At 61.7% G+C, this 15429-nt stretch carries 8 protein-coding genes; 3 read left to right on the top strand and 5 right to left on the bottom strand.

Annotated features, from left to right (window positions below; all coding sequences use genetic code 11):
• Positions 1–18: 18 nt before the first annotated feature.
• Positions 19–2973: a bifunctional [glutamate--ammonia ligase]-adenylyl-L-tyrosine phosphorylase/[glutamate--ammonia-ligase] adenylyltransferase gene (gene glnE / locus ACKPCU_RS16890; protein ID WP_321348493.1), complete on the bottom strand. Its 2955-nt coding sequence runs from the start codon at positions 2971–2973 to the stop codon at positions 19–21.
• Between the two features lie 281 nt (positions 2974–3254).
• Here glnE and aceE point away from each other — a divergent pair, with 281 nt between their 5' ends.
• Both aceE and aceF read left to right on the top strand, forming a co-directional pair.
• Entirely contained in the window at positions 3255–5912 is a 2658-nt protein-coding gene (gene aceE / locus ACKPCU_RS16895) for a pyruvate dehydrogenase (acetyl-transferring), homodimeric type (protein WP_321348495.1), read from the top strand.
• A gap of 11 nt (positions 5913–5923) precedes the next feature.
• Complete coding sequence (aceF, locus tag ACKPCU_RS16900) at positions 5924–7561, top strand: dihydrolipoyllysine-residue acetyltransferase (RefSeq protein WP_321348497.1); 1638 nt, start codon at positions 5924–5926, stop codon at positions 7559–7561.
• A gap of 423 nt (positions 7562–7984) precedes the next feature.
• On the opposite strand, the gene clpB is transcribed toward aceF, so the two are convergent.
• The 3 genes from clpB to rluD form a co-directional block, all read right to left on the bottom strand.
• Entirely contained in the window at positions 7985–10552 is a 2568-nt protein-coding gene (clpB, locus tag ACKPCU_RS16905) for an ATP-dependent chaperone ClpB (RefSeq protein ID WP_321348499.1), read from the bottom strand.
• Positions 10553–10681: 129 nt separating this feature from the next.
• Positions 10682–11413: a peptidoglycan editing factor PgeF gene (gene pgeF / locus ACKPCU_RS16910; RefSeq protein ID WP_321348501.1), complete on the bottom strand. Its 732-nt coding sequence runs from the start codon at positions 11411–11413 to the stop codon at positions 10682–10684.
• Positions 11410–12369: a 23S rRNA pseudouridine(1911/1915/1917) synthase RluD gene (gene rluD, locus ACKPCU_RS16915; RefSeq protein WP_104737355.1), complete on the bottom strand. Its 960-nt coding sequence runs from the start codon at positions 12367–12369 to the stop codon at positions 11410–11412. The genes pgeF and rluD overlap by 4 nt, the downstream gene beginning before the upstream one ends.
• Before the next feature lie 178 nt (positions 12370–12547).
• On the opposite strand from rluD, the gene ACKPCU_RS16920 reads away from it, so the two are divergent.
• A complete protein-coding gene (locus ACKPCU_RS16920; RefSeq protein ID WP_321348503.1) occupies positions 12548–13540 on the top strand; it encodes an outer membrane protein assembly factor BamD in 993 nt (330 codons plus the stop codon).
• A 233-nt stretch (positions 13541–13773) separates the two neighbouring features.
• On the opposite strand, the gene ACKPCU_RS16925 is transcribed toward ACKPCU_RS16920, so the two are convergent.
• Positions 13774–15405: an NAD+ synthase gene (locus ACKPCU_RS16925; protein WP_321348506.1), complete on the bottom strand. Its 1632-nt coding sequence runs from the start codon at positions 15403–15405 to the stop codon at positions 13774–13776.
• Positions 15406–15429: the final 24 nt, after the last annotated feature.

The raw sequence follows: 15429 nt of genomic DNA on the forward strand, positions 1-15429 counted from the left end.
TGAGCGCGCCCTAGCCGATCATAACCGCGTATCGGGGATCGGCTCCTGGGGAGGCAGCACCTGCTGCCAGAGCTTGATGACCCCGTGTCGGAAATCATGAAACTGGTCGCCGCTTACTTTGCCCGGCTGATTCTGTAGAGCCAGGCGATGAGCTGCAGCCCGGTAGGCTTTGTAAGCCTCCTGCAGGCTGGTGACATCCTCACCGGCGATCAGACCGGCGTTTTGCAGCTCATCAAGAATCCTGATGTTGTCGGTGTAGCGCAGTAATTCGGGGTACCGGCACGACCAGGCAAGAACCGCATATTGCACCATAAATTCGATGTCAACGATACCACCTGCGTCCTGCTTGAGATCAAACAATTGCGCCGCGGTGAAGGCGTCCTCGGTTGTACCGGCCCTTGTTGCCTTGGTACCGAGGTTGTCGCGCATCTTCTGGCGCATATCGCTGACCTCGCGCAGCAGTTGTCGCTCGTCGCGCTGACGCCCCAACACCTGTGCTCGCAACACCTGGAAGCGCTCGGTGAGTCGTTCACAGCCGACCAGTGCGCGCGCTCGCACCAGCGCCTGATGCTCCCAAGTCCAGGCCTCTTCCAACTGATAACGCGAAAACGACGCCAGAGAGCTGACCAGCAGCCCCGAATCGCCGGACGGCCGCAGCCGCATGTCCACTTCGTACAATGCACCGGAAACGGTCTGGGTGTTGAGCATGTGAATCACCCGCTGCCCCAGCCGGGTAAAGAACTTGCTGCCCTCGATAGGCCGCTCGCCGTCGGTATCGGCCTGCGGATCACCGTCGTGGATAAACACCAGATCCAGATCGGAGCCGTGTCCAAGCTCGATGCCGCCGACCTTGCCGTAGCCAACGATGATGAAATCCAGATCGCAGCGCGAACCATCGGCTCGCGCCGGGCGGCCGTGACGGGCAACCATCTCGCGCCAGGCCAACACCAGCACCTGCTGCAGAATCGCCTCCGCCATCCAGGTCAGGTAATCACTTACCTTCATCAGCGGCAAGGTGCCCGCGATTTCCGAGGCAGCAATGCGCAACACATGCGCACGCTTGAAGTAACGCAGGGTTTCCATCTGCTGCTCAAGGTCGTCCTCGGGGATACGCAGCAACTGCTGACGCAGCTCGTCGGCCAGTTCCTCTGCGACCGGCGGCCGGTACAGTCGCCCGGCGTTCAGCAGCTCATCCAGCACTACCGGGTAGCGGGCAATCTGTTCGGCGATCCAGGGGCTGGCGGCGCACAGCACCAACAGTTCGCGCAGAGCACCCGGATTTTCGGTCAGCAAGACCAGGTAGGCGGAGCGACGTGCAACCGCCTCGACCAAGGGCAGCACCCGTTGCAACGCCAGGTCGGGATTGTCCTGTTCGCAGGCCATCGACAGCAGTCGCGGCATGAAAATGTCCAGCCGTTCGCGACCAGCGCGCTGCATAGCGCGGACCCGCGCCGAGCCCTGCAGATCCTGCAACCGCTTCCAGGCGCCAGGTGCATCGGCGTACCCGGCGGCGATCAGTTGCTCCAGCACCTGCGGCTCGTCCAGCGTGCCATCCCACACCGGCACCCAGTCGCTCTGCGCCGATAGCGGCTCTTCCTCATCCTCATCGGGATCCGCAATTACTCCAGCAAAGTGCCGAGCGACTCGCCCGCGTTCAGCATCCAGCCGCTGCCGAAAAGCTTCCCAGTCGGCAAAACCCAGCATCCAGGCGATGCGCGCCTGGCCCTGAGGGTCGGTCGGCAGCATCTGCGTCTGCCGATCATCAATGGCCTGCAGGGCGTGTTCGGTGTCACGCAGAAAGCAGTAGGCATCCGTCAGCTCCTGCACCGCCTCGGCGGGCAGATAGTTGTTATCAGCCAAGGTCTGCAGCACACCGAGAATCGGCCGCTGTTGCAGGCTGCGATCGCGGCCACCATGGATCAGCTGGAACGCCTGACCAATAAACTCCACCTCGCGAATACCACCGGAGCCAAGCTTGACGTTGTCCTGCAGCCCCTTGCGCTGCACCTCACGCTGAATCATCTGCTTAAGGGAACGCAGGGCATCAATGGCAGCAAAGTCGAGATAACGGCGATAGACAAACGGCCGCAGCATCGCCAGCAGCTCGGCACCAGCCGCCTGGTCACCGGCCACGACCCGCGCCTTGATCATGGCGTAGCGTTCCCAGTCGCGCCCCTGGCTCTGGTAATACTGTTCTAGCGCATCAAAGCTGAACACCAGCGCACCGCTGTCTCCGTAGGGGCGCAGGCGCATGTCGACGCGAAACACGAAGCCATCGACCGTCGGCGCATCCAGCGCCTTGATCAATTTCTGACCAAGGCGAATAAAGAACTCCTGATTCGACAGGCTGCGACGTCCGCCGCGGGTCTCCCCTGCCTCGGGATAGGCAAAGATCAGATCGATATCGGACGACAGGTTAAGCTCGACCGCGCCCAGCTTGCCCATCCCCAGCACCACCATGTGCTGTGGCACACCTTCGGCGTTGACCGGCTCACCGAAGCTGGTACAGCACAGCTGATACAACCACCGATACGCCTCGTCTATGCAGGCATCGGCCATATCCGAGAGGTCCCGGGTGGTTTCCTGCAATGCGGCCCGGCGGGTCAGGTCACGCCAGATAATGCGCACCTGCTGCCACTGGCGGAAACGACGCAGACGCTGTGCCAGTTGCTCCTCGCTGCCAGTATCGACTAGCGCCTGCTGCAACAGCGTCCGCAGCTCACCCGCTGCCAAAGACCGGGTCAAACGCCCGTCTTCGATCAGCCGCCAGGCCAGCGCAGGATCACGGCGCAGCTGTTCTGCCACGAAGTCACTGGCCGCCAGCACCTGCGCCAGCTCTGCTTCAAAAACCTCACCGAGCTCCGCCCTGCGCTCGGCAAGGCCGGCCTGCTCCAGAGCAGCAAGCCACTGCGCCAAATGGTGATCACGGAGTGCCTGAAGAGAGGATGGCAGCGAGGGCAGTGTGGAGGGCATGGTCTATCCTGTTCATGAACCGAAACAGCAGCTTGCCATGACGGCTGCCGACGGGGAAGCGGTGGCGAATGACCATATAGTCTAAATGTAGTTCGACTACAAATTAGACTATTAAACGACTGGATAAAGCCGACTTTATGTAGTAAAACTACAGAACCAATTCCACCCCACCCTGTCACAACACCCACAGGTGTTTGGCAAGCTTTGGTCGCAACCGCGTTGATCGGCAGGCTGACGACCGCTTCCGGCACTTGCAAGGCCCACAAGGTCTGGAGACCATAATGAAGCACGACGATATTGATCCGCTCGAAACCCAGGAATGGCTCGATGCGCTGGAGTCCGTCCTCGACAACGAGGGTGAAGACCGCGCGCACTATCTGATGACGCGTCTCAGCGAGCTAGCCAGTCGAACTGGCACACCACTGCCCTACGCCATTACCACGCCGTATCGCAACACCATTCCGGTGACCCACGAAGCACGCATGCCCGGCGACCTGTTCATGGAACGTCGCATTCGCTCGCTGGTACGCTGGAATGCGCTGGCCATGGTCATGCGTACCAACCAGCAGGACCCGGACCTGGGTGGCCACATTTCCACCTTCGCCTCCAGCGCGACACTGTACGACATCGGCTTCAACTACTTCTTCAAGGCGCCAACCGAGGAGCACGGCGGCGACCTGGTGTTCTTCCAGGGTCACGCCTCCCCCGGCATCTACGCCCGCGCCTTCATGGAAGGCCGCATCAGCGAAGAGCAGATGGAAAATTTCCGCCAGGAGGTCGACGGCAAAGGCTTGTCCTCCTACCCGCACCCGTGGCTGATGCCTGACTTCTGGCAGTTCCCGACCGTATCCATGGGCCTGGGTCCGATTCAGGCCATCTACCAGGCCCGCTTCATGAAGTATCTGGAGCACCGCGGCTACATCGAACCCGGCAAACAGAAGGTCTGGTGCTTTGTTGGTGACGGTGAGACCGATGAGCCGGAAACCTTGGGCGCCATCTCCCTGGCCGGCCGCGAAAAGCTCGACAACCTGATCTTCGTAATCAACTGTAACCTGCAGCGTCTGGACGGCCCGGTGCGCGGCAACGGCAAGATCATCCAGGAACTCGAAGGCAGTTTCCGCGGGGCCGACTGGAACGTCATCAAGGTCATCTGGGGCCGCATGTGGGACCCGCTGTTCGCCAAGGACGACAACGGCCTGCTGCAGCAGCGCATGGAAGAAGCCGTCGACGGCGACTACCAGAACTACAAGGCCAAGGACGGGGCGTTCGTGCGCGAGCACTTCTTCGGCACCCGCCCCGAACTCCAGGAGATGGTCAAGGACCTCTCCGACGAGGAAATCTGGAAGCTCAACCGTGGCGGCCACGACCCGTACAAGGTCTATGCAGCCTACCATGACGCAGTCAACCATGAAGGCCAGCCATCGGTCATTCTGGCCAAGACCATCAAGGGCTACGGCACTGGCGCCGGCCAGGGCCAGAACACTGCGCACAACACCAAGAAAGTCGATATCGAGAGTCTGAAGAAATTCCGCGACCGCTTCGACATCCCGGTCAACGACGATGAACTGGAGAAACTGCCGTTCTTCCGCCCCGAGGAAGGCAGCGCCGAATACAAGTACCTGCACGCCCGCCGCGAAGCCCTGGGCGGCTACATGCCCCAGCGCCGCGTCGAGAGCAAGCGCATTCCTGTTCCGCCGCTAGACACCCTGAAAGCAATCCTGGACGGCACCGGCGACCGCGAAATTTCGACCACCATGGCCTTCGTGCGCATCCTGTCACAACTGGTCAAGGACAAGGAACTCGGCCCGCGCATCGTGCCGATCGTGCCGGACGAAGCCCGCACCTTCGGCATGGAAGGCATGTTCCGCCAGCTCGGCATCTACTCCTCAGTCGGCCAGCTGTATGAGCCGGTCGACAAGGATCAGGTGATGTTCTACCGCGAGGACAAGAAAGGCCAGATCCTCGAGGAAGGCATCAACGAGGCTGGCGCCATGTCCAGCTGGATTGCAGCCGGTACCGCTTACAGCACCCATAACCAACCAATGCTGCCGTTCTACATCTTCTATTCGATGTTCGGCTTCCAGCGTATCGGCGATCTGGCCTGGGCCGCCGGCGACAGCCGCGCCAAGGGCTTCTTGATCGGCGGCACCGCCGGCCGCACCACCCTAAACGGTGAGGGCCTGCAGCACGAGGACGGTCACAGCCACTTGCTGGCGTCAACCATCCCCAACTGCCGCAGCTACGACCCGACCTACGGCTACGAGCTGGCGGTGATCATCCGCGAAGGCGCGCGCCGCATGATGGACGAGCAGGAGAACGTCTACTACTACCTCACTGTCATGAACGAAGCCTACGCCCAACCGGCCATGCCCAAGGGCAAAGGGGTCGAAGACGGCATCATGCGCGGCATGTACCTGCTCGACTCCACCGGCAAGCCGGGTGACCTGCACGTGCAACTGATGGGCTCCGGCACCATTTTGCGCGAAGTACGCGAAGCCGCCGCTATCCTCAAGGAAGACTTCGGCGTCAGCGCCGACATCTGGAGCGTCACCAGCTTCAACGAGCTGCGCCGAGACGGCCTGGCGGTCGAACGCGACAACCGTCTGCACCCGACCCGCAAGGCCAAGACCAGCTTCGTTGAGCAGTGTCTGGACAAGCGTCAAGGCCCGGTCATCGCTGCTACCGACTACATGAAGCTGTACGCCGACCAGATTCGCCAGTGGGTTCCTGCACCCTACAAGGTGCTCGGCACCGACGGCTTCGGCCGCAGTGACAGCCGCCGCAAGCTGCGCTATTTCTTTGAAGTGGATCGCTACTGGGTGGCCTACACCGCTCTCAGTGCGCTAGTCGAACAGGGCAAGCTCAAGCCCAAGGTGCTGACTGATGCGCTCAAGGCCTTTGGCCTGGACGCTGACAAAACCAACCCGCTGGACTGCTGAGGAGCGACGCCATGAGTGAACTCATCAAGGTGCCCGACCTCGGTGGTGAAGGCGAGGTCATTGAAATTCTGATCAAGGAAGGTGATCAGGTAGAAGCCGAACAATCGCTGGCCGTTGTCGAGTCCGACAAGGCAAGCATGGAAATCCCCTCGCCCAAGGCTGGCAAGGTCAAAGCCATCAAGTTCAAGCTGGGCGACAGCCTGAAAGAAGGCGACCCGCTGATCGAACTGGAGGTCGAGGGCGACGAACAACCCAAGCAGGCCAACAGCGACGAAAAGCCCGCCAAAACCGAGCCCGAGGCTGCGCAGAAGCAAGAGCCGAAAACCGAAGACAGCAAGCCTGCCGCCAGCGCCAGCAGCCGCAGCGAAGCCGTCAAGGTGCCGGATCTGGGCACCGACAGCGCCCGCGTCATCGAAATTCTGGTCAGCAAGGGCGATCAGGTCGAAGCCGACCAGTCGCTGCTGGTGCTGGAGTCGGACAAGGCCAGCATGGAGCTGCCCGCGCCCCTCTCTGGCGTGATCGAGTCGATCGACGTCAAGCTGGAACAGGACGTCAAGACCGGCGACGTGATCATGTACATGCAGGTCAAGGGCGGCGATAGCTCGGCCAGCGAAGAGGCACAGCCCGCCGCGCAGCAGAGTGAGCAACGCGAAGACAAGCAGCAAGCCTCCGCAGCCAGCAAGGCCGATTCCAAGCCAGCCAGCCCGCCGCCCGTCGGTGGCCCCAGCCGCGAAGGCGCCAAGGTCCATGCCGGTCCGGCCGTACGCATGCTGGCCCGCGAGTTCGGTATTGATCTGACCGAGGTCAAGCCGACTGGCCCGCGCGAGCGCATCCTCAAGGAAGATGTGCAGAAGCACGTGCAGGCGGTCATGCAACAGCGCAAGGCAGCACCAGCCGGCGCGGCTGGCGGCAGCGGTATCCCTGCGGTACCGGAAGTCGACTTCTCCCGTTTTGGCGAGATCGAAACCGTCGACATGACCCGCCTGCAGCAGGTCGGCGCCAGCAACCTGCACCGCAGCTGGCTCAACGTGCCGCATGTCACCCAGTTCGACCTGGCCGATATCAGCGCGCTGGAAGCCTTCCGCAAGGAGCAAAAAGCGGCAGCCGAAAAGGCCGGCGTCAAGCTGACCGTACTGCCGTTCCTGCTCAAGGCCTGTGCCCATCTGCTGCGTGAGCAGCCGAACTTCAATGTCTCGTTGGCGGCCAATGGCAAGCAGCTGATTCAGAAGAAGTACGTGCACATCGGCTTCGCCGTCGACACCCCGGACGGCCTGCTGGTGCCGGTTATCCGTGATGTCGACAAAAAGAGTCTGCTGCAGCTGGCTGCCGAAGCGGCCGAGCTCGCCGACAAGGCGCGCAACAAAAAGCTCGGAGCCGACGCCATGCAGGGCGCCTGCTTCACCATCTCCAGCCTGGGCCACATCGGCGGCACCTACTTCACGCCGATCGTCAACAGCCCGGAAGTGGCGATTCTTGGCGTCTCCAAGGCGACCATGCAGCCGGTCTGGGATGGCGCCAGCTTCCAGCCGCAGTTGATGCTGCCACTGTCCCTCTCCTACGACCACCGCGCCATCAACGGCGCAGCGGCCGCGCAGTTCACCAGACGTCTGGGTGAGTTGTTGGGGGATATTCGCACGATGTTGCTGTAAGCGTTGGATCGAGCGGTAAGAAAAGGCCTCGGATATTCCCGGGGCTTTTTTCTGTTCACTAACAAGGAAGCTGCAGATTCTGCCACTGGACGGCGAATTCGGCGCGGACCCGGATCCCCGTTTACGCGGGCGAGTAGCGCAGGGCTGGCGGGAAAAAGAGCCGTAGGATGTCTGAGGGGCGTAGCCCCGAGTTTTCGGGTGGCCGGCGAGGCCTCCCCGTCAGGCCGAGCAACGCAGCGAACCCGAAGGGCCGCGTAGCCGGGGTGGCCTAGGGGGTGCAGGGGGAAATGGCCAAGCATTTCCCCCTGCTCGCCGTAGAGGCGAAAAGCAGACTTGAACAATGCAGGGCACCAAACAAATCAACACACAAACAAAAACCCCGCACGGTTTCCCGTGCGGGGTTTTTCATCGCCACAACATCAATCAGGCCGTAAACACAAACTCGTCGCCTTCGACCTTGGCGTGAATAGTCACGCCCGGGGCAAAGTCGCCAGCCAGGATACGCTGGGCCAGCGGGTTTTCGATCCAGCGCTGGATCGCGCGCTTGAGCGGCCGCGCGCCATACACCGGGTCGTAGCCAACCGAGATCAGCTTCTCCAGAGCCTCATCGCTGAGCTGCAGATCCAGTTCGCGTTCGGCCAGACGCTGACGCAAACGGCTGAGCTGGATATCAGCGATACCGGCGATCTGATCCTTGCCGAGCGGCTCGAACACAACCACCTCGTCAACCCGGTTGATAAACTCCGGCCGGAAGTGCTGGGTCAGGGCGTCCATCACCGCCGCATGCTGCGCCTCGCGATCACCCACCAGCTCCTGAATCTGCGCGGAACCCAGGTTGGAGGTCATCACCACCACGGTGTTGCGGAAGTCGACGGTGCGGCCCTGGCTGTCGGTCAGACGACCGTCTTCCAGCACCTGCAGCAGCACGTTGAACACATCCGGATGCGCCTTTTCGACCTCATCCATCAGGATCACCGAGTACGGCTTGCGACGTACCGCTTCGGTCAGATAACCGCCTTCTTCATAGCCGACATAGCCCGGAGGCGCACCGATCAGACGAGCCACCGAATGCTTCTCCATGAACTCGGACATGTCGATCCGCACCATGGCGTCTTCGGTATCGAACAGAAACTCGGCCAGCGCCTTGCACAGCTCGGTTTTACCGACACCGGTCGGGCCAAGGAACATGAACGAGCCACTGGGACGGTTCGGGTCGGCCAGACCGGCCCGCGAACGGCGCACCGCGTTGGAAACCGCCACCACCGCTTCGTTCTGGCCGATAACCCGCTTATGCAGGGCTTCTTCCATACGCAGCAGCTTGTCACGCTCGCCTTCGAGCATCTTGGCCACCGGAATCCCGGTCCACTTGGAGACGACCTCGGCAATCTCCTCGTCGGTTACCTTGTTGCGCAGCAACTGGTTTTCCGGCTTGGTGTGCTGCTCGGCCATCTGCTGGCTGCGCTCCAGATCCGGGATCACGCCGTACTGCAGCTCGGCCATGCGGTTCAGATCGCCCTTGCGACGGGCCTGATCCAGCTCGGCCTTGGCCTGCTCGATCTTCTCCTGAATCTGCGCAGAACCCTGCACATCAGCCTTCTCAGCCTTCCAGATTTCTTCCAGATCAGCGTACTCGCGCTCGAGCTTGGCGATGTCTTCCTTCAACTTCTCCAGCCGCTTGAGCGCCGCGTCGTCGTCTTCCTTCTTCAGCGCCTCGCGTTCCACCTTGAGCTGAATCAGGCGACGCTCCAGACGGTCCAGTGCTTCCGGCTTGGAGTCGATCTCCATGCGAATACGGCTGGCCGCTTCGTCAATCAGGTCGATGGCCTTGTCCGGCAGCTGACGGTCGGTGATGTAGCGGTGCGACAGCTTGGCTGCGGCAATGATCGCGCCATCGGTGATGGTGATCTTGTGGTGCAGCTCGTAGCGCTCCTTCAGGCCCCGCAGAATCGCGATGGTGTCCTCTTCCGACGGCTCATCAACCAGCACTTTCTGGAAGCGGCGCTCCAGTGCGGCATCCTTTTCGATGTACTGGCGGTATTCGTCCAGCGTGGTTGCGCCGACGCAGTGTAGCTCGCCGCGCGCTAGCGCCGGCTTGAGCATGTTGCCCGCATCCATGGAGCCTTCGGCCTTGCCAGCGCCAACCATGGTGTGTAGCTCGTCGATAAACAGAATGACGCGACCTTCCTGCTTGGAGAGCTCGTTCAGCACCGCCTTCAGGCGCTCTTCAAACTCGCCACGGAACTTGGCACCGGCGATCAGCGCCCCCATATCGAGTGACAGCAGGCGCTTGTCTTTCAGGCCATCCGGCACTTCACCGTTGACGATGCGTTGGGCCAGTCCCTCAACAATGGCGGTCTTGCCCACGCCGGGCTCGCCGATCAGCACCGGGTTGTTCTTGGTACGACGCTGCAGCACCTGCACGGTACGGCGAATCTCGTCGTCACGGCCGATCACCGGGTCCAGCTTGCCCTCTTCGGCCCGCTTGGTCAGGTCGACGGTGTACTTGTCCAGCGCCTGACGTGACTCTTCGGCATTCGGGTCGTTGACCGACTCGCCGCCGCGCAGGTTGTTGATGGCGTTTTCCAGCGCCTTCTTGGACACGCCCTGCCCCAGCAGAATTTTGCCTGCAGTGGTGTTGTCGTCCATCGCCGCCAGCAGCACGAGTTCGCTGGAGATGAATTGGTCGCCCTGCTTCTGCGCCAGCCGGTCAGCCTGGTTGAGCAGCCGCGCCAGCTCGGTGGACAGGCTGACGTCACCGGTCGGATTGCTGACGGTCGCCAGTTTATCGATGGCCTCGCTAAGGGCTGCGCGCAGGGCGGCAATATCGAAGCCGACCTGCATCAGCAGCGGCTTGATTGAGCCATGCTGCTGCTCGATCAATGCCAGCACCAGGTGCAGCGGGTCGATCTGGGAATGGTCGCGGCCGACGGCCATGGATTGTGCGTCGGACAGGGCGACCTGAAGCTTGCTGGTCATACGGTCAATGCGCATGAATAAAAGTCCTCTAGTCTGAGCCCGGCCGAACAGTTCGAAGCGGGCGTATTCATCTGCGATGACACAGTTATGAGGTCGATTATTGCGCTTTCAAGTGACCCCATGATGATTGGGGTCAATTTTTTGTCACTCAGTAAGCCAAATCAAGGACGCAAGCCGCCCCGTCTGCCCGTCACGACGGTAGGAATAGAAGCGCTCGGCATCGGAAAAGGTGCATTCGCCACCACCATAAACCGACGTAACATCTGACGCTGCAAGGCGCTGGCGCGCCAGTTGATAGATATCCGCCAACCAGTGGCCATCGCGTTCGGACGGCACAAACGCAGCAGCAGCCTGCGGATCAACCTTGATGAACGCATCGCGCACCTCGGCGCCCACTTCGAACGCCGCCGGACCGATGGCCGGACCAAGCCAGACCAGCACGTCAGCAGGCGAGCCGCCAAGTGTCGCGACCGTCTGTTCCAGCACTCCGTCGAGCAGGCCGCGCCAACCCGCGTGCGCGGCCGCTACGCGCTGCCCGTCACGGGTGCAGAACAACGCGGGTAGACAGTCGGCGGTCATGATAGTGCAGGCGATGCCCGGCTGATCCGTCCAACTGGCGTCGGCCTCCAGCACTTGGGCAGGGTTGGCCTTACACACCTCGGTGCCATGCACCTGAGTCAACCAGGCCGGGCGGCAGCACAGAACGCGTTCCAGCTCGGCGCGATTGGCCGCAACATGGACCGGGTCGTCCCCCACATGATCGCCAAGGTTGAATCCCTTCCATACGCCCTGGCTGCAACCACCCAGACGCGTGGTGATGCAGGTGCGGACATTGACTGGCGCGGGCCAGTCGGCGGTCAACCAGAGGGTGCTCATTCGCCGATCTCACCGTCCTCACGCAGTAGCGCCAGCAAATGCTGCATGTCTTCCGGCAGGGGCACTTGCCAGCTCATATGCCGGCCGTCGGCCGGATGCTCCAGCTCAAGCCGGCGCGCATGCAGCGCCTGACGCGGAAACTCGCGCAGCTCCTTGATCAATTCCGGGCTGGCCCCCGGCGGAATACGCAGACGGCCGCCGTAGACCGGATCACCGACCAGCGGAAAGTGGATGTAGCTCATGTGCACCCGGATCTGGTGCGTGCGACCCGTCTCCAGCTTGACCTTGACGTGAGTGTGCGCACGGAAACGATTGATCACCCGGTAATGACTGATGGCCGTCTTGCCGCCGGCGACCACCGCCATTTTCTGCCGCTGGGTGCCGTGTCGAGCAATCGGCTGGTCAACCTTGCCGCCGGAGGTCATCACGCCCACCACCACGCATTCGTATTCACGGCTGACCGTACGCGCCTGCAGCTGGGCAACCAGATCGGTCTGTGCCTCAATGGTCTTGGCAACCACCATCAAACCGGTTGTGTCCTTATCGAGCCGGTGGACGATGCCGGCACGCGGCACCTTGGACAGCTCAGGTGCATGATGCAGCAAGGCATTTAGCAGGGTGCCGTCTTGATGGCCGGCAGCTGGATGCACAACCAGACCGGCGGGCTTGTTGATTACCAGCAGCGCGTCGTCTTCATAAATGATATCCAGATCGATGGCTTCGGCCTGCCACTCGCCCTGCACTTCACGCTCAGCATCCAGTTCCAGCTGTTCGCCGCCCAGCAGTATGTCGCGGGTGCGCTTGCGCTCACCATCGACCAGCAGGCTGCCATCCTTGATCCAGCCCTGCAGGCGAGAGCGGGAGTAGTCTGGGAACAATTGGGCGGCCACCTGGTCTAGGCGTTGACCACCCGACTCCGGGCTGACCTGTGCGGACAAACGAATACGATCTGACATGGGGAACTCACTGGAAGGCGTCGTGCGCCGGAACCGGCCGCAATCCCTTTTGGAATCGACCGGACGCTGTGGTTAAATACGGCTGGTCCGGGAAGTCCGGACAAGGCTGCAAAGGCCCAAACTATAACAGGACGGCCGCACTGGAAACAGCGCACGCCAACCATTCGGATGTCATGATATGTCGATGAAACATCTGCTGCTGGTCGGAGTACTGGCACTGCTGGCCGCGTGCTCTTCTAACGCACCGGTGATTGACGAGTCGCTCAGCGAGTCGGAGCTGTATCGCAAGGCCCAGACCGATCTGGACGCAGAAAACTTCGGTTCCGCAGTCGAAACCCTGCGCGCCCTTGAGGCCCGCTATCCGTTCGGCCGCTACGCCGAGCAGGCTCAGCTGGAACTGATCTACGCCTACTATCAGAATTACGAGCCGGAGGCTGCCACGGCGTCCGCCGACCGTTTCATCCGTCTGCACCCGACCCACCCGAACGTTGACTATGCCTACTACATTCGCGGCCTCGCATCCTTTACCCGTGACCAGGGCATTCTTGAGCGTTTCCTGCCGCTCGACATGACCCGTCGCGATCCGGGTGCAGCACGTGACTCGTTCAACGACTTCGCCCAGTTGATCAACCGCTACCCGAACAGCCAGTACGCCCCTGATGCCCGCGCACGCATGATCTATCTGCGTAATTTGCTGGCTGCCTACGACGTGCACGTTGGCCATTACTATCTCAGGCGTGGCGCCTATCTAGCCGCCGCCAACCGCGGCCGCTATGTGGTGGAAAACTACCAGCAGACCCCCTCGGTGGGAGACGGCCTGGCCCTCATGGTCGCGGGTTACAGCCGCCTTGCCATGCACGACCTGGCCGACAGCGCGCTGGAAACCCTGAAGCTCAACTACCCCGAACACCCAGCACTGGTCGACGGTAAGTTCAAGCATCACGTCGAGCCCGCTGTGGCCGACATGGACTGGCTGGAAGCTGCGTCCGTCGGCGTCATCGACGCTGTTACCGCTCCGCCGCCGCGGATGGCACAGACCCAGATGGAGCGCGAGATGGAGCGTCAGTATCAAGACGCTGTGGCTGCGCTGCCACGCGAGATTCGCGCCAACACCACTGGCGAGCCACACCGCAGTTTCTGGAGCCGCATCACCTTCGGCCTGCTCGACTGAGCTTCGCCCCACAAAAAAGCCCGCCACGGCATTCACCATGGCGGGCTTTTTTGTGGGCGAGCCGCAAGCTTCAAGCCACAAGCTGCAAGTAAAACCCGCGCCAAATCGGCCTACGTGCTCTAGTTCAGGCGGGGGGGGTGTAGCGACAACGTCTGATTACCCTCTCAGCCGACCAAACCTCCCGCCGGTTTACGCTTGCAGCTTGAAGCTTGCCGCTGCCGGCCCAAGGCCGGCTAGTCCTCCATCGCCCACCCTGAAGTAATAGGGTAACGACGATCACGACCGAAGCCACGCTGGGTTACTCGCGCCCCTACCGCAGCCTGACGGCGTTTGTATTCGTTCAAATCCACCAGTCGCACCACGCGCTTGACCTGGTCCTCGTCAAAGCCGGCGGCAATGATAGCGCTGGCCGACAGGTCGTGTTCGATATACAGACGCAGAATCTCGTCCAGCACCGGATACGGCGGCAGCGAGTCTTCGTCTTTCTGATCAGGCGCTAGTTCGGCGGACGGCGGACGGTCGATTACCCGCTGCGGAATAACCGCGCCCAGCGTGTTGCGGTATTCGGCCAGACGGAACACCAGGGTCTTGGGTACATCCTTGAGCACATCAAAACCACCCGCCATATCGCCATACAGCGTGGCATAACCCACCGCCATCTCACTTTTGTTGCCAGTAGTCAGTACCAACGAGCCAGTCTTGTTCGACAGCGCCATCAGCAGCGTGCCGCGACAGCGTGCCTGTAGGTTCTCTTCGGTGGTGTCGCGCGGCAACCCTTCAAACACCGGCTCCAGCGTCTGCATAAACGCTTCGACCATCGGCGCGATCGGCAGCACCCGGTAGGTCACATGCATGGTGCGCGCCTGAGCCTCGGCATCTTCCAGACTCATGCCGGAGGTGTAGTGATACGGCATCATTACCGCCTCCACCCGCTCGGCACCGAGCGCGTCGACAGCAACCGCCAGCGTCAGAGCCGAATCGATACCGCCAGACAGGCCAAGAACCACACCCTTGAAGCGGTTCTTGTTGACGTAGTCACGCACCCCGGTAACCAGCGCCTGATAGACACTGGCTTCGACCTCAGGCATTGCCGCCAGCGCGCCCTGACGCAGGCGAACCTGCGCAGCGTCAAACTGCACATCAACCGGGTATAGCCCCTCGCAGAAGGGCGCCACCCGACAGGCAATCTGGCCGTCCGTATCAACCGCAACCGAACCGCCATCAAACACCAGCTCATCCTGCCCACCGACCTGGTTGACATAGATGATCGGCATAGCCCCCTCGGCGGCGCGCTCGGCCAGCATGGCTTCGCGCTCACGCTGCTTGTCCATGTGAAATGGCGAAGCGTTCAGGTTCAGCATCAGCCGGGCCCCTGCGTCACGCGCCTGCGCCATCGGCTGCGGATGCCAAATATCTTCACAGACGGTGATCGCCACAGACAGACCATCGATTTCCAGGCAGCAGGCATCCTGCCCTTCGGTGAAATAACGTTTCTCGTCAAATACCCGGTAATTGGGTAACTGCTGTTTGGCGTAGGAAGCCAGAATGCGGCCGTCGGCGATAACAGCCGCCATGTTGTAGCAGAGCGCACCGTCCTGCCACGGATACCCCACCACGACGTAGATGCCGTGCACCTCGGCGCAGAGCCTGTCCAGTGCCCGGCTGATGCGTGCCTGCATGCTGGAGCGTAGCAGCAGGTCCTCTGGTGGATAGCCGCACAGCGACAGTTCCGGAAATACGATAACCCGGGCACCCAGCTCGTCGCGGGCGTGCCTGGATGCCTCGATGATCCGCTCCAGATTGCCCGGGATGTCGCCCACCCGCATATTCAGCTGGGCCATCACGATGCGCAAGGTTGCCGTCATGTCGCTTCTCCTGACTCAAGATGC

The sequence above is a fragment of the Halopseudomonas oceani genome (assembly GCF_963677335.1).
Taxonomy (GTDB): domain Bacteria; phylum Pseudomonadota; class Gammaproteobacteria; order Pseudomonadales; family Pseudomonadaceae; genus Halopseudomonas; species Halopseudomonas oceani.

Bases quoted from the DNA above. Each gene is read 5' to 3' on its own strand.
- glnE (WP_321348493.1), bottom strand. From the start codon at position 2,973: ATGCCCTCCACACTGCCCTCGCTGCCATCCTCTCTTCAGGCACTCCGT.
- aceE (WP_321348495.1), top strand. From the start codon at position 3,255: ATGAAGCACGACGATATTGATCCGCTCGAAACCCAGGAATGGCTCGAT.
- aceF (WP_321348497.1), top strand. From the start codon at position 5,924: ATGAGTGAACTCATCAAGGTGCCCGACCTCGGTGGTGAAGGCGAGGTC.
- clpB (WP_321348499.1), bottom strand. From the start codon at position 10,552: ATGCGCATTGACCGTATGACCAGCAAGCTTCAGGTCGCCCTGTCCGAC.
- pgeF (WP_321348501.1), bottom strand. From the start codon at position 11,413: ATGAGCACCCTCTGGTTGACCGCCGACTGGCCCGCGCCAGTCAATGTC.
- rluD (WP_104737355.1), bottom strand. From the start codon at position 12,369: ATGTCAGATCGTATTCGTTTGTCCGCACAGGTCAGCCCGGAGTCGGGT.
- ACKPCU_RS16920 (WP_321348503.1), top strand. From the start codon at position 12,548: ATGTCGATGAAACATCTGCTGCTGGTCGGAGTACTGGCACTGCTGGCC.
- ACKPCU_RS16925 (WP_321348506.1), bottom strand. From the start codon at position 15,405: ATGACGGCAACCTTGCGCATCGTGATGGCCCAGCTGAATATGCGGGTG.